Here is a 17,538-nt window from a genome sequence, read left to right as displayed (position 1 = left end):
ATGCAACTGCGTGCTGATTCTCTTGCTCGCCATTTACGTAAGGAGCTTGCAAGGCTCTACATCGTGTATGGCGATGAGCATCTTCTGGTGCAGGAGGCGCTGGACGAAATGCGCGCTGCGGCCCGCGCTGCGGCTTACACCCAGCGCTCTATCTTCACAGTAGAGCGTGGTTTTGATTGGAGCCAAGTGCTTGGCGTAAGTCAATCCATGTCGCTTTTTGGCGAGCGTCAATTGCTTGAGTTACGCATTCCGAGCGGTAAGCCAGGCAAAGAGGGAGCCGAAGTTCTAAAAAGACTGGCTGCCGAGCCTCAGCCAGAGAGGGTGATCTTAATCATTTTGCCTAGACTAGATGCTGCCACGCAAAAAGCTGCGTGGTTTACAGCTTTGCTTCAAGCTGGTGTAGCGCTGCGGATTGATCGTATTGAGCGAGCGGCGCTGCCAGCATGGATCGGTCAGCGTTTGGCTGCCCAGGGCCAAAATGTGGCGCCTGGCGAGGCCGGTCAGCGGACCCTGCAGTTGATTGTAGAGCGGGTCGAAGGCAATTTACTAGCAGCGCATCAAGAAATTCAAAAGCTTGGGTTGATCTATCCGCGAGGCGAACTGAGTGCTGAGCAAATTCGCGATGCGCTATTAAACGTTGCGCGTTACGATGTTTTTAAACTGAGTGAAGCCATGCTTGCTGGCGATGTGCGCCGGCTATCCAGCATACTAGATGGTTTACGTGGCGAAGGCGAAGCGTCTATGCTGGTATTATGGGCTTTAGTTGAGGAGCTACGGATGCTTTTACTGCTTAAACGTGGCATCGCGGCTGGCCGACCGCTGCCGTTACTATTGCGTGAGCAGCGCGTATGGGGTCCGCGCGAAAAACTCATCGGCGCTGCGTTAACGCGGCTGAACGAAGCGGCATTGCTCGCGGGTTTAGCTTTTGCAGCGCGCCTAGATCGCCAACTCAAAGGGCTGGCGCAGCTTTGGGCAACTGAGTCGCGTAGCGCTTTGCTGCCAGCAGATCCGTGGCACGGCCTGTTTGAGTTAGCGATGACCGTAGCGCAGCCCAATCAATCAAAAAAATGGTGTCTATGAATCTTGATCACTATATGACCGATCTCGGTCAACGCGCGCGCGCTGCCTCACGGGTGATGGCGCGAGCGACAACCGCAGCTAAGAATAATGCGTTGGAAACGATTGCCTCTGTGCTTGAACAAGACATAGCACGCTTAAAAGAAGCCAATCAACGTGATTGCGCACTGGCTCAAGAAAAGGGCTTGGATGCAGCCTTTATTGATCGCCTCACGCTATCTGATGCAGCGCTGCGCACAATGATTGCTGGCTTGCGGCAGGTCCTTTCATTACCGGATCCAGTGGGCGAAATCAGCGAACTTAAATCCCGCCCGACGGGGATTCAGGTAGGTCGAATGCGAGTACCGCTAGGTGTGATTGGGATAATTTATGAAGCGCGTCCTAACGTTACCATTGATGCCGCAGCGCTGTGCCTAAAGGCGGGTAATGCGGTGATTTTACGGGGTGGCTCAGAGGCGCTACAAAGCAATTTGGCGCTCGCTCGCTCAATCAGCGCTGGCTTGGCGGCAGCGGACTTACCCGCCGATGCAGTGCAATTGGTCGCCACGGCGGATCGCGCCGCAGTAGGCAAGTTGGCGACCATGACTGAATATATCGACGTGCTTGTGCCGCGTGGCGGCAAGGGTTTGATTGAGCGCCTCATGCGTGAAGCACGCGTGCCAATGATTAAACATCTAGACGGCGTTTGTCATGTATATATCGATAACGCTGCGGATCTGAGCAAAGCGTTGCGGGTTTGTGACAATGCCAAGACGCAGCGCTACGGTACGTGTAATACGATGGAAACCTTACTAGTTGCAGCTAGCATTGCGCCGCAAATCTTGCCGCCACTGTGTCGTTTATATCAGGATAAGGCCGTCGCATTACGCGTCTGTGCCCGCAGTCGGGCCGTGCTTGAGCAAGCCGGGATTGGCTCTCTGACTGACGCAACTGAGGCAGATTGGCGCGCCGAATACCTGGCGCCAATTCTTGCGATTCGGATGGTTGACGATCTAGATGCTGCAATTGACCATATTAATACTTATGGTTCAGCGCACACCGATGCAATTGTGACCGAGCATTATGATCATGCCCAACGCTTTTTGCGTGAAGTAGACTCGGCAAGCGTTATCGTGAATGCTTCAACGCGCTTTGCTGATGGCTTTGAATACGGACTAGGCGCGGAAATTGGCATCTCAAATGACAAGCTGCACGCGCGTGGGCCGGTTGGCTTAGAAGGTCTAACTTCATTGAAATATATTGTCTTAGGCCATGGCGAAGGACGGGGTTAGAAAGCGGGGAAATAGGGTGAAACGTATGCTATTTTGTCCTTTTGAGCTGAAAAATTCCACGATCTGAAAATGCCTACAAAACTAATGCACCGTTGTGGGCAAGGTCTGGCATAATATTCGGCCTGATTATCTCCGCTACTTATTGTGTGGCAATTTATATCTGACAGTCTGTGGTTGTCGTAAGGCCTGTCAGTTGACATCTTTTTCTAAAAAATACTCATGCTTTGGATTAAATCGTTCCATATTGTTTTTGTCGCATCCTGGTTTGCGGGCTTGGCTTATCTGCCACGGATTTATATGAACCTGGCGCAAGAAACCGAGCCGGCAGCAATCAAACGTCTGCTGCTGATGGCGCGTAAGCTCTTTCGCTTTATGACGATTATTGCGGTGCCTGCGCTTGGCTGCGGACTTTGGTTATGGTTGGTGGTTGGGATTGGCCTTGAGGGTCCAGGCAATGGTTGGATGCACGCGAAGCTAAGTATCGTTGCGCTTTTGATCGCTTACCATATTACTTGCGGTAAGTTGCTGACCGCCTTCGAACAGGGGCGCAATAAGCGTAACCCATGCTGGTACCGCGGATTGAGTGAATTGCCGGTGTTAGGGTTGTTGGCCGCCGTACTTTTAGTGATTTTTAAACCATTTTAAAGCGTATTGCATGTGACAAGCGGTGTTGCGCTGAAAAATAAGCTAGCGATTGCGCAGTTTAATCAGAATGATTTTAAAAAATATTCAGCGCACTGCAACGAACGGGCTTTAAAAAACTCCCATTCACTTTTTTGATCTCAAAAGAGTGAATGAGAGTCATTCCATTGCTGATTAGAACTACTTTTAATCCATTATCTTAAATGGCATCTAAGATGCTTTGCGTAGTTCACGCGGGGCAAATTTGATCACCGAATGGGTGGCGTTGCTTGGGTTTGACCTAATGTCTGTTGGGGTTCTCCCATCTTTCTCAAAGAAAAATTGTTTCTCGCCAAAAGCTGGAACCAAATCATCTAACCAAGTCGCACTTGGATCGAATTTGGCATAAAATGGCCGGCGCACCCAATCTGGGTTGCGAGCTTGTAGAAACTGTAGGGCAAACACTTTTTCGTTATGAATATTAACGATGCCATCTATCACCACTTTACCCGGGAAAGCGCTCATGGACGGTCCGCGCACAGTACGGGCTAGGCCAGAGACGTTTTGATAGGCGGCTTGAAAAATCTCATAAGCTTTGGCGAGCGGTAGTTGAAAATATTCATGCGGCCCCGTATCGCGCTCAACAAACATATAGTATGGAATCGCCCCTAGACGAACGCCTAAAGTCCATAATTCGGCCCATGCTTTAGCATCATCATTGATGTGGCGGATCAGCGGAGATTGCATGCGCACTGTTGCGCCAGTTGACAAAATACGCTTCAGGGCTGTTTGAGCGATCTCTTGACGTAATTCAATAGGGTGATTGTAATGCCCCATCAATGCCAAATTTTTGCCTGCTTTTACAACTTTCTCGAAAAGTCGCAATAAATCGTCAGCGTCTTTATCGGTCACAAAGCGATGTGGCCAATAGGCAACAGATTTGGTGCCAATCCGAATATTTTGAATATGATCAAGCTCTGCATCAAGGAGCGGTTCAATATACTCGGTGAGCGAGCGAGTATTCATAATCAGGGGATCGCCCCCAGTAATTAACACATCGGTCACTTCTTTATGCTGCTTTAGATAAGCGGTAAGCTCGTTTGATTCTCTGGCATCGAACTTAAGCCCTTCCATGCCAACAAATTGTGGCCAACGAAAGCAGAAGGTGCAATAAGCATGGCACGTTTGCCCGGCGCTGGGGAAAAACAACACGGTCTCTTTATATTTATGTTGTAGACCTTGCACCGGAGCGCCATCTAGCAGGGGGACGTTATGCGTCATTTGACCGGCTGGATGCGGATTCATCTGCAAGCGAATTTTTTTCACTTGCGCTTCAATCGCCACCTCGTCTTTTTTAATCAGCACTAAGTCTCTGAGCTGAGCATACTCTGCGGGCGGCAACATCGCTTGATGCGGGAAAGTGAGGCGATAAATTGGGTCATCTGGCACGCGCTCCCAATCTATTAGTTCGCTCATCACGTATTGATTTGTGCGGAAGGGAAGTACACGCGAAACAACAAGCACCGCTTCGCGCAGCTCAAGCGGAATTTTCTCCCACTGCGGCGATTGCTGGATCGATTGACGAGTATAGGGTTTAAATTTTGGCGGAGTTAAAACCTCTTGAGACATGATATACACCCCTATTTGGTTCGATTTTTTTAAACATTGTGCTTAAATTTAGCTCAATCTTGTGGAAGCTTGGGCGCCTCGTGGTTACGGTTGATGACTAAACCCGTAAGCGCCACAACGACCGCTAATGCTGCAGTAATAATCATTTCCATGCGGTGATTCGGCTGGATAAACATGGCAATTAAAATAATCGTGATCGCAACAATAACAATCCAAGTAAGCCATGGAAAGAGCCACATCTTAAGTTTTAACTCTTTGCCACTGGCGAGTAAGCGCGCGCGCAAACGTAGTTGAGAAATGGCAATCACTAAATAAACCAGCAATCCGATGGCGCCTGAAGTCGCCAGCAAGAAAGTAAATACTTGCTTGGGCATCAAATAATTTGCAATTACTGTTAAGAAAGCCACTGCGGTGGAGGCTAATACGGCTAACGCTGGCACGCCGCTGCGCGTGGTGCGTTGAATTGCGGCCGGGGCGTCACCACGCTGGCTAAGCGAAAAAATCATCCTGGATGCGGTGTATAAAGCGGAATTGAGGCAACTAATTAATGCGATGAAGACAATCACATCCACTAACGCTTTGGCGTAGGGGATATTAATTAACTCAAGCACCCGCTGATACGCGCCGATTTCTGGCAAGAGAGGATCGTCCCATGGCACTAACGCGATCACGACAAAAAGGGATGCCAAATAGAAGATACTGATGCGCCAGATAACGGAATTAGTGGCTCGGGTAATTTGCCGGACGGGATTTTTGGATTCTACCGCCGCAATGGTCGAGACTTCTGCGCCGAATAAGCTAAACATGGCAATTACCATTGCTCCAAGCACTGCCTCGAAGCCGTTTGGCGCAAAGCCACCCACGACACTGGTGAGCGCATCTATGCCGCTGACACTGCTTGCTGGAAAAAAGCCCAGGATAGCGCCTAAGCCAATGCCGATGAAGGAAATAATCGCGGTTACTTTGATTAGCGCAAACCAGAATTCAAGTTCGCCATAATAGGCGACTTTTAATAAATTGCTTAGAGTCAAAATAGCAGTGATGGCTAAAGCGAAGATCCAAGTTGCAACGTCCGGGAACCATGAATGTAAAATAATGGCAGCGGCCGTCGCTTCTAGCGGAATGACCAAAACTTTGCGCCACCAATAAAGCCAGCCGATCGTAAAACCCGCCCACCGGCCAATTGCGTGATCAGCATAGGTTGAAAAAGAACCTGTATCGGGCAAAGCCACCGCCATTTCGCCCAACATCCGCATAACCAATAAAACCAGTGCTCCTGAAATCAGATATGCAATGATTACCGCGGGCCCGGCTGCAGCAATCGCATGCCCAGAACCAACAAATAAACCTGCGCCAATTACGCCCCCAATCGAAAGCATTGCAACGTGGCGTTCCTTGAGCCCAGTATCGAGAGTACCGCGAGCTGCTGATGTGGCTGCTTGGCCGCTCAGTGGTTTGGTCATGCCTTTCTTCAATTTCCACTCCAATATTTTGAACATCCCGCTAGAATAACCAAGGGTTTTCTAGCGCTAAATTAACCAGAGCCTTCCAAACCAGATAGATTTAGTTCTGGAATATGCAATTCTGTCGATATATATATTCACCCGAAAAAGAGAAAAAAAACAGTAGATTTACCTCTATTTCGATTAATAACCTACTAAAATAAGAACTTCGCGCAAAGAAGCGCGCAGTCTAACAAAATTTATGCCCTCACTCGAATTTTTTGCACCCTGTCCGCGTGGCTTGGAGGCAGTATTTGCCGACGAGCTACGAGAGATCGCACTACAGACACCTCTTACAGTAGGCGCTGTTGCGCCTGGCGGGGTATATTTTACCGGCGAACCTGCAACTGCTATGGCGGTGAACTTGCATTCGCGTATCGCCAGCCGCGTTCTATTAAAAATTGCACGGCAATCTTATCACAATGAAAATGATGTCTTTGCGTTTACGTTTGAGCAGCCTTGGGAAGATTGGTTCACTGCGCAACAAACATTACGCGTAGACCTTACTGCGCTTAAAACCGCGAACTTGCGTAATTCAAATTTTGCGGCTTTGCGTGTAAAAGATGCGATCTGCGACCGCCTGCGTAAAATGACAGGAGCGCGGCCCAATATTGATACCCTAACGCCTGATGTGCGCGTGTTTGCTTTTTTGGATGCGACTCATTGCACGCTCTATCTGGATACAACTGGCGAGGCCTTATTTAAGCGCGGCTGGCGCTTGGCGAAGGGCGCGGCACCGTTACGCGAAAACCTAGCCGCAGGCATCCTGCGCCTCAGCGGCTGGACGCCCGCAGTGCCGCTCTATGATCCGATGTGCGGCAGCGGCACTTTTGTTATAGAAGCCGCCCAAATCGCACTTGGTTTAGCGCCTGGAGGCGAACGTCATTTTGCGTTTGAAAAACTTCAATCCTATGATCGTAGCGCCTGGCCCGCGCTCAAGGCGGCAGCGTTTGAAGCACGAGATGCAGCGCGTCGCACGCGCAGAGAATTAAACATCTTTGGCAGCGATATTTCGGGGGACATGCTGGTTAAAGCACAAGCTAACCTAGAACGGGCAGGCTTGCATGATCTATGGTTAAAGCAAGTGGATGCGCGCGTTATGGCAGCGCCTACGGAAACGCCTGGCGTGATTATCGCCAATCCACCCTATGGCGAGCGGGTTGACGTGCGTGGCTCGGCGGCGCGAGCGCGCAGCCAAGACCGCGAGACGCACACAATGCGCCAGCAGCGCGATGAATTGTTTCACCGTGAGCAGACGGATGAAGCTCAAGAGGATTTTTTTCGCGCTTTGGGCGATACTTTGAAGCAAAAATTTACCGGTTGGCAAGCCTTCGTCTTAACCTCCGACCGTGGTTTGCCTGGTCAAATGCGTTTGTGCGCAGCAAAACGGACTCCACTTTTCAATGGCCCGATCGAATGCCGGCTGTTCCGCTTTGATCTTGTCAAGGGTTCGCTGCGTGAGTCGCGTTCAAATCAGAAATGAATCGAGGCGGTTAATCTAACGCTTTAACCATTGCCTCAATCACTTGCTTTGCATCGCCAAACACCATCATGGTTTTATGCATATAAAAGAGTTCATTATCGAGCCCGGCGTAACCCGCTGCCATTGAGCGTTTATTGACAATCACTGTGCGCGCCCGATGTGCATCAAGGATAGGCATGCCTGAAATGGGCGATAGAGGATCGTTTCTAGCCGCTGGGTTCACAATATCATTTGCCCCCAGTACAAGCGCGACATCGGTTTGGCTAAATGCAAGATTAATATCATCCATTTCAAACACCTGTTCATAAGGTATTTCAGCCTCTGCCAACAGTACATTCATATGGCCGGGCATCCGGCCCGCGACAGGATGAATTGCATAACGCACCTGGATGCCTTGGCTGGCGAGCTTGCTAGCTAATTCTTTGAGCGCATGCTGCGCGCGCGCTACGGCGAGTCCGTAACCTGGCACAATAACAACTGATTCAGCGTTAGCCAGCGCAAAAGCTGCGTCATCGGCACTCGCTGTGCGGACTGGCCGATTAATGTGCTCGGGGTGAGTTGCCGAGGGCGCATTTTGACCAAAGCCACCCAGCAATACATTTAAAAATGACCGATTCATCGCGCGGCACATAAGGTAAGACAGGATCGTACCGGATGCGCCAACGAGCGCGCCGGCGATAATCAGCATGGGATTATTCAGGGAGAAGCCAATCCCCGCTGCGGCCCAACCCGAATAGCCGTTAAGCATAGATACAATGACAGGCATATCTGCGCCGCCAATCGGAATAATCAGCAGTACGCCTAGGGCAAAAGCGAGCACGGTCATTAAAATAAAGGGCAGCCAATTTTGCGAGAGCAAAAAAAGCACCCCAAAACCGATCATCGTAAGTGCCAACATTAAATTTAATCGATGCTGTCCGGCATAAATAATTGGACTTTTTTGCAACAGTCGGCAGCGGTACTTGCCAGCCAGTTTGCCAAAGGCAATCACCGAGCCAGAGCAAGTTATGGAGCCCACACAAGCGCCAATAAGAAGTTCAGCGCGATTGCTGTACGGCAGAAGCCCCGTGGTTGAAATCAGAAAAGCCGCCGGCTCAGCCACGACTGCATAGGCGATGCAAACGGCAGCGAGCCCAATCAATGAATGCATAGCAGCCACAAGTTCAGGCATTTTTGTCATTTCAATGCGGGCGGCTGCCAGCGTACCCAACCCGCCCCCGACTATCAGCGCGCCCAGCAACCAAGCCGATCCCGCGCCGAGTACAGGCGCTTGTTTGGCGATAAGCGCATATGTCGTGACAAGCGCAAGCGCCATGCCAGCCATGCCGAAGAGATTGCCGCGCTGCGCGCTTCTGGGGTGAGATAAACCCTTTAGCGCCTGAATAAAACACACCGATGCAAGCAAATACAGCAGCGTAACAAGGTTCATATTCATTGCGCATCCTTGTCTGTGAGTGCACGATTTGTTTCGGGCGCATGGTTTTTAGATTTTTTCTTTTTAAACATGGCTAACATGCGATGCGTGACCCAAAAGCCGCCAAAAACATTCACGGCGGCAAGCAACACTGCGGTTGCGCCGAAGAGCCGGCTGGTATGGTGGGTCGTGAGTGCCGTGGCGAGCATCGCGCCGACGATTACAATCGCTGAAATAGCATTCGTTAAAGCCATTAATGGGGTATGCAGCGCCGGCGTGACATGCCAGACGACTTGGTAGCCGACATAAATGGCGAGCACAAAAATAATCAAATTAAGGGTTGTGTGATTGATCATATCCATTGTTGATCTCCATGACAAAACTGAGTCCCCAGCTTAAGCGCAAAACACATAAGCTGTATTGGATCGCGCATCATCAGCGTGCGCCTTAAACTGAAAAACAGTTGCTTACGGTTTATGAGCAGGTTTTAATTGTTGCCCAGCGCGGCACAGGAGCGTAGCGGCCACAATCTCGTCCTGCAGATTAATTGCCAATGCGCCGCTTGAATCAATAATCAGTTTTAGAAAAGCCAGTATATTGCGCGCATAAAGCGTTGACGCATCAGTCGCGGCGAGTGCTGGCAAATTGGTATAACCGGCAATTTGTACGCCATAGCGAGTCACGACCTTATCTGTCTCGGTCAAAGCACAATTGCCTGCACTCGGATTCGATAGGGCGCCGTGTCCGGCGGCTAGATCAACAATCACGGAACCTGGTTGCATGGTTTTGACGGTTTCTTCGCTGATCAATATAGGGGCAGGATGGCCTGGAATCAGTGCGGTCGCAATAATAATATCGGATTGCCGTATCCGTTCGCGTACTTGCGTTGCTTGGCGTTGCAACCAGCTTGCTGGCATGGGCCGTGCATAACCGCCGCTGCCTTCGCCGGCGGCACGCTCGTCGTCAGTTGCATACGGCACGCTAATGAATTTCGCGCCCAGCGATTCTATTTGCTCTTGCACCGCCGGACGTGCATCGGATGCTTCTACCACTGCACCGAGTCGTTTTGCGGTTGCAATCGCTTGCAGACCTGCTACTCCCGCGCCAAGGACCAAGACCCGCGCCGCTTTCACGCTGCCGGCTGCGGTCATCAGCATCGGCAAGAACCGAGGATACAGTGAGGCCGCCAAAAGCGCGGCGCGATAACCTGCGATATTCGCCTGTGATGATAAAACATCAAGGCTTTGGGCGCGTGTTGTGCGGGGGGCGGCTTCTAGCGCGAAAGCGGTCAGGCCGGCTTGGGCAAAAAGCCTCGCCTGCTCGGTATCTAATGGATTCAGCATGCCTACTAAGACTGAGCCAGGTTTACTTAAAGCCAGTTCAGTCGGATTGGGGGCACGGACTTTAAGTACGAGATCCGCTGCAAATGCGGTATGCACATCCCCGATCTCAGCGCCAGCCATGAGAAACGCTTGATCACTGAACCAAGCGCGCGCGCCGGCATCCTTTTGTACTGTGACGCGATGCCCTTGCGCCACGAGTTTGCTCACGGTCTCAGGCGTCGCCGCGATGCGCGTCTCACCTGGATAGGTCTCCAGCGGGATACCAATATGCATTTTATTTTTCCTTGGTATTCGAATTAAGTCCGTTGCGTTTTGCGCATTCTAACTTGATTGAACCGAATCCGATATTGGCTTACGGTTATGCCGAAACCATTCGGCAAAACTATCGTCTTCAAGTGCATAAGCGCCGCGTCCAGATTGCCAAATAAAGCCGCGCTCACGTAGGCTTTGAATTGCAGTTTGGACTGAAGCAATCGTCAGTGCAGGTTGTTTGCTTAACTGTCGATAGCTTGCCATCGAGGACTCGGAATAGGGTAGCCAAGCGCGGCCTTTATGCACCATGATTTCTAGAATAGCCTGCTGCAATGAAGTCAGCACGTTAAAATCGCTCTCGAATTCTTCCCAAATGCGTTCATGCCAGATTTCAGCATTTTGAGAGAGCAAATCAGCAAAACCGGCAGCATTTCCACTCAGCGCGATTTTGCCTGCAAGCTGGCGCAGAATTTCTGGCCGGTATCCGGCTAATTTAAAGGCTGCCCACATACCCTCTTGGGTAAATTGGTTATTTTGCGATAAACTTTGATTCACCCAATTCGTGAAAGCATCTGTAAATCCCTTATCTAATAAAGGAAACTGAATCACATCGCTACCAAAAAAAGGCTGCTCTTTTTTGAGTACGAGGTGGGCGAGCTTATCTTGATTGGAACCAGTAAAGACAAGCATCAAGGTGGGTATGCCATCGCCGCTATTCAGTTGGTCGCGTGCGGATTTGAGCGCAAACATAGCGTTTAATCCGGCTTCAGTAGTGAGTGCACATTGCGCTTCATCCACGATTAAAACAATCGGTTGTTTAGTAATATGGTGCAAAATGCGCAATGCGTCCGCCAAGGTGGTGTTTGGCGGCAAGCCGGATTGTTTAAAATCTAGGATGAGCGTACCCATCACCGTGACTTTATCGAGTTTCGCGGCTTTTGCTAAACGGGCAATGATGCCGTCAAAGGAGGCGATCTTAGTTTTAATCGCTTCAGCAATAAGTGTGGCTGGATTGGTGTTTTTGTCTGACCATAGATCAACGTAAATGGGGATCCATTGGCGCGCTTGAGCTTGCGGGATAAGATCTTCGTTAAGAAACGTGCTTTTGCCAACGCGTCGTGGCCCAGCCAAGAACAGGCCAGAACGCGAATTGGCAATCCCTACGCCCATCAGACTATCGCACAAGCTATGAGCTAATGCGGGCCGTTTATAGGTGAACTGAATGAGCATAAAAATAACCTTTTATGTAAGAATATTTTTAGCGCCATAAATTATGGCTAGAAAAATAATTTACCATAAAAGGCCATGATTGAAGTAACAAGTTATGACTAAGCAACGTATCGTAGTAGGCATGTCAGGCGGAGTCGATTCATCGGTAGCGGCCTGGCTACTTAAACAACAAGGCTATGAAGTGATCGGTCTTTTCATGAAAAATTGGGAAGATGACGATGACGATGAATATTGTTCAACTCGTCAGGACTGGCTGGATGTCGTATCAGTCGCAGATCTGATTGGCATTGATCTTGAGGCCGTTAATTTTTCCGCGGAATATAAAGATCGCGTATTCGCTGAATTTTTGCGCGAATACGCCGCGGGGCGCACGCCTAATCCAGATGTACTCTGCAATGCTGAAATCAAATTCAAAGCTTTTTTGGATCATGCATTTGCCTTAGGTGCGCAAAAAATCGCCACAGGGCATTATGCGCGCGTGCAGCAGGCTGCGCATGGCAGCTTTCAGTTGCTAAAAGCTCATGACCTTTCGAAGGACCAAAGCTATTTTCTACACCGGCTGACACAACCTCAACTGGCGCGGACCTGTTTTCCTTTAGGCGAATTGCCCAAAACCAAAGTGCGCGAGCTCGCCGCCCAAATTAGCTTGCCTAACGCGCAGAAAAAAGACTCAACCGGGATTTGTTTCATTGGCGAGCGGCCATTTAGAGAGTTTCTGAATCGCTATTTGCCGCATCAGCCAGGTCCAATGAAAACGCCAGACGGGCGCGTAGTCGGCGAGCATATTGGGCTAGCGTTTTACACGCTCGGGCAGAGAAAAGGCATTGGGCTAGGCGGTAGCCGAGGAGGCAATGGCGAACCATGGTTTGTAGCTATGAAAGATCTTGCGCAGAACACCCTTTATGTTGTGCAAGGGCACGATCATCCATGGTTAACGAGCTTAACATTACAGGCGACTGATGCGAGCTGGGTTGCAGGTGAAGCACCGCCGGATGGGTTCATCTGCAGCGCGAAAACGCGTTATCGGCAGATGGATATGCAATGCGCAATAGAAGGTAGTGGGGGAGATCGTTTTGCATTGCGTTTTAATGAAGCGCAATGGGCGGTGACGCCCGGGCAATCAGCGGTGTTATATGACGGTGATATTTGCCTGGGCGGAGGGGTGATTGATCGGGTTAATGTTTAGAGCGTGAAGTTGCTGAAATGCGTTTTTTTACGTATTTTAGGCGCATTGTAATTTTGCCGTTGCCGAGGTTAGCTACTTGCGAGGAGCTGCCTGCCTAAGTGCCCCCGCCAATGCTAAAATCGCATCTCTATAAAAAAGCGATTCCCCCATGGCTGATACTACTTTTACCTCTTCTGACCCGATTCATACACTCACCGCGCTGTCCCCGCTTGACGGCCGCTACGCAGCAAAGACTGAGGCGCTGCGCACATGGCTCTCAGAAGCTGCCTTCATGCGCCATCGCGTTAAGGTTGAAATTCATTGGCTGCTTGCGTTATCTGCCGCAGGCTTATCTGAAATACCGCGTTTTTCCCCGCAATCTGAAGCTTTTTTACTCCGGCTTATTGAGACATTCAGCGCAGAAGATGCACTGCGCATCAAGCAAATTGAGCAGGTCACTAACCATGATGTCAAAGCGGTTGAATATTGGCTGAAGGAATCCGTTAAAGGGCAAGTTGAGCTAGAGCGCGCAAGTGAATTTATTCATTTTGCGTGCACCTCAGAAGATATTAATAACACGGCTCATGGAATGATGCTTAAGGGCGCTCGCGAGTCCGTATTACTGCCGGCGTTAAAGGCGTTGCACGCGCGGCTCGTCGAATTAGCGCACGCTCATGCTAGACAACCCATGCTGTCGCGTACGCATGGCCAACCGGCTAGTCCTACTACACTTGGCAAAGAAATCGCCAACGTTGCGGCCCGCCTATCAAGCGCAATTGAGCGCATAGCCGCTGTGCAGGTATTGGGTAAGATGAATGGAGCGGTGGGTAATTACAATGCTCACTTGAGCGCCTACCCAGAGCTGGATTGGCCTGAGTTTTCGCGCGCGGTGATTGAGCAGCGGCTTGGATTAACCTTCAATCCGTATACGATTCAGATTGAACCACATGATTACATGGCTGAATTGTTTGATGCGATTGCCCGCGCAAATACTATCTTGCTTGATTTGAATCGTGATCTGTGGGGCTATATTTCGCTGGGTTATTTCAAACAAAAAACCAAAGCAGGCGAAGTGGGTTCTTCCACGATGCCGCATAAAGTGAATCCCATTGATTTTGAAAATTCAGAAGGCAATTTGGGACTAGCCAATGCGCTGCTGCGGCACTTAGCGGATAAACTGCCCGTTTCGCGTTGGCAGCGCGATCTGACGGATTCGACGGTGCTACGCAATATAGGCGTTGCTTTGGGTCATGCCTTGCTGGCCTATGACGCTTGCCTGCGCGGACTCGCTAAACTTGAGGTGAATCCGCAGCGGCTTAACGCTGATCTTGATGGGTGTTGGGAGGTGCTGGGCGAAGCCGTGCAAACGGTGATGCGCCGTTATGGTGTGCCTAACCCATATGAACAGCTCAAGGACTTAACCCGTGGCAAGAGCATGACCCGCGAAGTATTGCATACATTTATTAGTACACTGCCTATTCCGGCAGATGCAAAAACGTATTTGTTGGCTTTGACTCCAGCCTCATATATTGGTAAGGCTATTGAATTAGCGGCACATGTGAAATAGTTGAAATAATTGATAAAAATCCCTTGCAAAAGATAAATATTTGGATGATAATTTAACCAAATAGGTTAATTTGTGAGGGGAAAATGTTACGTGTGCCAGATTTGAGAGAATTGGGGAGGTTGGTTATGGCTATGGCGATATTTGATACATTAAAATTTTCTAAACGTATGCAGGAGGCGGGCGTTCCAACTGCGCAAGCAGAAGCTGAAGCAGAGGTTCTGTCTGAGATTTTTGCAATTAACTTGCAAGAATTGCCAACTAAAGGGGACTTACTAGCCGTCAAAGAAGAGTTACAGCATGAAATAAAAGATGTACGTAACGAAATAAGAGCGGTGCGTAATGATTTGAGTAAAGAAATAAAAGAGGTACGTAGTGAGCTGAGCAATGAAATAAAAGATGTGCGTAATGAATTGAGCAATGAAATAAAGGATGTACGTAATGAGCTGAGTAATGGGATAAACGGTGTGCGTAATGAGCTGAGTAATGAGATAAACGGTGTACGTAATGAGTTGAATAATAAGATAGACGGGGTACGTAACGAGTTGAATAATAAGATAGACGGCGTACGCAATGAACTAAGCCATGAAATCAAGGATTTGCGATTTGGCCTTCTCAAATGGATCATCGGGCTGGCAATTGCGCAAAGCGGTTTACTCAGTTTGTTTAAATTTTGGCCGGTCGGTTTGACTGCGTAGCGTTATTGTTTATTGTTCGAATGGCGTTTGCAATCTCCTTTGCTATTCGTTCAATTGCATGCCGGTGGCCTTCGACGATTGCATCGTAGCTGGGCGTGATTGTCTCTTTTGTCATTGAGCTTTCTGCAAGCGTTGTGAAAGTAGGTTGCTGAGGCAATCCAACGGCTTGTACGCTCCAGGTTGCAGCAATTAATGTATGACTACCTTCTTGTGCGTTGAGTGCTGATTCAAAACGCCGTACATTCAACATGACTCGATAGACAGGCCGATTGTCTGCATGTGGCGTTCGATAGACATCGACTGTGGAGAGTTGAGCGGCTAGCGAGGTCGATAGAACATAACGAATTTCTTCATTCAATGGCGCTAGCCAGCGTTGTTGCTCTTTGATATCCGCTTGACCTGGGCTAGTGGTTATGACGAGCTGAGGGCGCGCGACTTGGGCCGGGATCTCAACCGGCAGCACTTCAATATAAAATGCCGAATCAACAGGCAGCGTGACTGACGTTGCGGGCGGCGTGACGGCATCGCTCAAAGTATAAAAATATGTGCGTGGCGAAGACGTGCAGCCACTGCTTATCATTGCCGCGCAGAGAGTTAGGGTAGCCATCAGCGCTGCTGAAGGTTTTTTGCATAGGGCTTGCAGATAATAAGTCATTGATTGTCTCTCGGTTTGCCGTGAATCAGTGCCTCTGGATGTCGCTCTATATAATCAGCCAGTGCATTGAGCGATTGCAGGGTGCGAGTTAGAGCCGTCAGCGCTTGATGAATATCGGCCTGCAATGGGGAACCCTGTTGTAGGGTCGCATTGGCGGCATCAAAGGTTTTCTGCGCGGACAGTAGCAGATCCCTGGCTTGTGGCGCAAGTTGGGTCTCAAGTTGTTGGAGTAGATGGTTTGTGCGTTTAAGGGTGCTATTCAGATGCAAACCAATTTCATCGAAGGGGATTTTATCCAGTTTGCGCACTAATTCGGTCACTTGCAACTGTAATTGGTCAAGCGTATTAGGTAGCGTCGGCAGCTCGAAAGGTTGGCGCGTTGGATCAAATTTGACCGGTGCGGCTTTGGGGAACATATCGAGCGCAACATACAATTGACCAGTTAGCAGATTGCCTGTGCGTAATTGTGCGCGTAAACCACGCTTGCTCAGATTCGTCAATAATTGCGCCTTTTGTTCCTGCCCTTTGGGGTTGAATGCCTGAGCAAAGCTTTGACTTAGCCGGTCGGGGTAGAGGATAGCCGTGACCGGCATACGTAGAGTTTGAGTTTTCGGGTTGTAATCCACGCCAATCGATTCGACTTGGCCAAGCGTGATGCCGCGGAAATCAACCGGAGCGCCAACCGAAAGGCCGCGCAAAGATTGTGCAAAATTAAAGACAATGCGAATTGGCTGAGCGCTAGTCCCCCGCATTGCATCCGCTTCATCAGCAGCGAGCTGAAAGTGACTGTTGTTTGGGGCAGCTTGATTCGGCGTTTGGCCTGGCGGCGTTTGGAAAGCGATGCCGCCGATGAGTACTGCGACCAGTGATTGCGTATTGAGATTAAAGCCATTCGCATTCAAGTTTAAATTGATCCCGCTCGCATGCCAGAAACGGGTATTGGTACGCACATACTGATCATACGGCGCATGAATAAATATACTGAGCGTTACGCCACTGCCATCTTTATCGAGCTGCGACGCAACCACTCGTCCGACTGGCACGCGCCGGTAATAAACCGGTGAGCCAATATCGAGCGAGCCAAGAGTGTCGCTATGTAAAGTAAATTGCTGTCCCTTTTGATCGCCGGTAATCGCCGGAGGCGTTTCAAGACCTGTAAACTCTTTGCATACTTGGTTTGTTTGACCTGCATCAACGCCAATATAAGAACCCGATAACAATGTATTGAGCCCCGATACGCCACTTGCCGCAATGCGGGGCCGTACCACCCAAAAACGCGTGTCGGTGACGGCAAAGCTAGCGGCATTCCGAGTTAATTCAACCGCAACCAGTACTTGCGATAAATCTTCGCTTAATTTGATATTTTTCACTTCGCCAATATCGACATCTTTATATTTGACTTTAGTGATATTTGGCTCAAGCCCCTCAGCGGTTTTAAAGCTAATGACGATGGTTGGGCCAGATGCCAAGATGGCTTGTCCGGCTAGCGCAATGCCAATCAGCGCAGCGAGCAGGGGAATTAACCAAACTAACGAAGGGACCCAGCGTCCACGCGGCTCAACCACAGGGGCGGGAAGAGGTGCTGTCAACGTTTGCTGGGCTGAATCTGACTGATGTGTTTCGGGTTGAGTCAT

At 49.8% G+C, this 17,538-nt stretch carries 15 protein-coding genes; 7 read left to right on the top strand and 8 right to left on the bottom strand.

Annotation, left to right across the window (positions count from 1 at the left end; translation table 11 throughout):
• The 3 genes from holA (at nt 1) to MCB1EB_RS10240 (ending at nt 2,993) form a co-directional block, all read left to right on the top strand.
• Nucleotides 1-1,080, top strand: coding sequence for a DNA polymerase III subunit delta (holA, locus tag MCB1EB_RS10250; protein ID WP_045364578.1), 1,080 nt, complete (start codon nt 1-3; stop codon nt 1,078-1,080).
• Nucleotides 1,077-2,348 carry a glutamate-5-semialdehyde dehydrogenase gene (locus tag MCB1EB_RS10245; RefSeq protein ID WP_045364581.1) on the top strand — a complete coding sequence of 424 codons (1,272 nt, stop codon included), beginning with the start codon at nt 1,077-1,079 and terminating at the stop codon, nt 2,346-2,348. The genes holA and MCB1EB_RS10245 overlap by 4 nt, the downstream gene beginning before the upstream one ends.
• Before the next feature lie 219 nt (nt 2,349-2,567).
• Nucleotides 2,568-2,993, top strand: coding sequence for a CopD family protein (locus tag MCB1EB_RS10240; RefSeq protein ID WP_034956937.1), 426 nt, complete (start codon nt 2,568-2,570; stop codon nt 2,991-2,993).
• A gap of 207 nt (nt 2,994-3,200) precedes the next feature.
• Here MCB1EB_RS10240 and MCB1EB_RS10235 read toward each other — a convergent pair whose 3' ends face one another.
• Nucleotides 3,201-4,598, bottom strand: coding sequence for a KamA family radical SAM protein (locus MCB1EB_RS10235; RefSeq protein WP_045364584.1), 1,398 nt, complete (start codon nt 4,596-4,598; stop codon nt 3,201-3,203).
• A 53-nt stretch (nt 4,599-4,651) separates the two neighbouring features.
• Nucleotides 4,652-6,061, bottom strand: a complete 1,410-nt coding sequence (locus tag MCB1EB_RS10230; protein WP_045366254.1) for an amino acid permease — start codon at nt 6,059-6,061, stop codon at nt 4,652-4,654.
• Between the two features lie 241 nt (nt 6,062-6,302).
• Here MCB1EB_RS10230 and MCB1EB_RS10225 point away from each other — a divergent pair, with 241 nt between their 5' ends.
• Nucleotides 6,303-7,583, top strand: coding sequence for a THUMP domain-containing class I SAM-dependent RNA methyltransferase (locus MCB1EB_RS10225; RefSeq protein WP_045364586.1), 1,281 nt, complete (start codon nt 6,303-6,305; stop codon nt 7,581-7,583).
• Nucleotides 7,584-7,593: 10 nt separating this feature from the next.
• On the opposite strand, the gene MCB1EB_RS10220 is transcribed toward MCB1EB_RS10225, so the two are convergent.
• The 4 genes from MCB1EB_RS10220 to MCB1EB_RS10205 form a co-directional block, all read right to left on the bottom strand.
• The gene (locus tag MCB1EB_RS10220; protein ID WP_045364589.1) at nt 7,594-9,018 is read right to left on the bottom strand and encodes an NAD(P)(+) transhydrogenase (Re/Si-specific) subunit beta; all 1,425 of its coding nucleotides are present in this window, start codon (nt 9,016-9,018) and stop codon (nt 7,594-7,596) included.
• Nucleotides 9,015-9,359 carry an NAD(P) transhydrogenase subunit alpha part 2 gene (locus tag MCB1EB_RS10215; protein WP_045364592.1) on the bottom strand — a complete coding sequence of 115 codons (345 nt, stop codon included), beginning with the start codon at nt 9,357-9,359 and terminating at the stop codon, nt 9,015-9,017. The genes MCB1EB_RS10220 and MCB1EB_RS10215 overlap by 4 nt, the downstream gene beginning before the upstream one ends.
• A gap of 105 nt (nt 9,360-9,464) precedes the next feature.
• Nucleotides 9,465-10,613 carry a Re/Si-specific NAD(P)(+) transhydrogenase subunit alpha gene (locus MCB1EB_RS10210; protein ID WP_045364595.1) on the bottom strand — a complete coding sequence of 383 codons (1,149 nt, stop codon included), beginning with the start codon at nt 10,611-10,613 and terminating at the stop codon, nt 9,465-9,467.
• A 48-nt stretch (nt 10,614-10,661) separates the two neighbouring features.
• Nucleotides 10,662-11,822, bottom strand: coding sequence for an ATP-binding protein (locus MCB1EB_RS10205; protein WP_045364599.1), 1,161 nt, complete (start codon nt 11,820-11,822; stop codon nt 10,662-10,664).
• A gap of 94 nt (nt 11,823-11,916) precedes the next feature.
• On the opposite strand from MCB1EB_RS10205, the gene mnmA reads away from it, so the two are divergent.
• The 3 genes from mnmA (at nt 11,917) to MCB1EB_RS10190 (ending at nt 15,249) form a co-directional block, all read left to right on the top strand.
• On the top strand, nt 11,917-13,008 hold the full coding sequence (gene mnmA, locus MCB1EB_RS10200; protein ID WP_045364602.1) for a tRNA 2-thiouridine(34) synthase MnmA: 1,092 nt from the start codon (nt 11,917-11,919) through the stop codon (nt 13,006-13,008).
• A 148-nt stretch (nt 13,009-13,156) separates the two neighbouring features.
• A complete protein-coding gene (gene purB, locus MCB1EB_RS10195; RefSeq protein ID WP_026921450.1) occupies nt 13,157-14,554 on the top strand; it encodes an adenylosuccinate lyase in 1,398 nt (465 codons plus the stop codon).
• Between the two features lie 83 nt (nt 14,555-14,637).
• A complete protein-coding gene (locus MCB1EB_RS10190) occupies nt 14,638-15,249 on the top strand; it encodes a coiled-coil domain-containing protein (RefSeq protein ID WP_081953552.1) in 612 nt (203 codons plus the stop codon).
• On the opposite strand, the gene MCB1EB_RS10185 is transcribed toward MCB1EB_RS10190, so the two are convergent.
• Together MCB1EB_RS10185 and MCB1EB_RS10180 are read right to left on the bottom strand one after the other, a co-directional pair.
• On the bottom strand, nt 15,218-15,904 hold the full coding sequence (locus tag MCB1EB_RS10185) for a PqiC family protein (protein ID WP_052393957.1): 687 nt from the start codon (nt 15,902-15,904) through the stop codon (nt 15,218-15,220). The genes MCB1EB_RS10190 and MCB1EB_RS10185 overlap by 32 nt on opposite strands.
• A complete protein-coding gene (locus MCB1EB_RS10180) occupies nt 15,901-17,538 on the bottom strand; it encodes a PqiB family protein (protein WP_045364605.1) in 1,638 nt (545 codons plus the stop codon). Before MCB1EB_RS10180 ends, MCB1EB_RS10185 begins: the two co-directional genes overlap by 4 nt.

Origin of the sequence: Mycoavidus cysteinexigens (assembly GCF_003966915.1) — a bacterium.
GTDB classification, from domain to species: Bacteria; Pseudomonadota; Gammaproteobacteria; order Burkholderiales; family Burkholderiaceae; genus Mycoavidus; species Mycoavidus cysteinexigens.
Note: the sequence above shows the minus strand (reverse complement) of the source record. Positions and strands in the feature narration are given on the sequence as shown.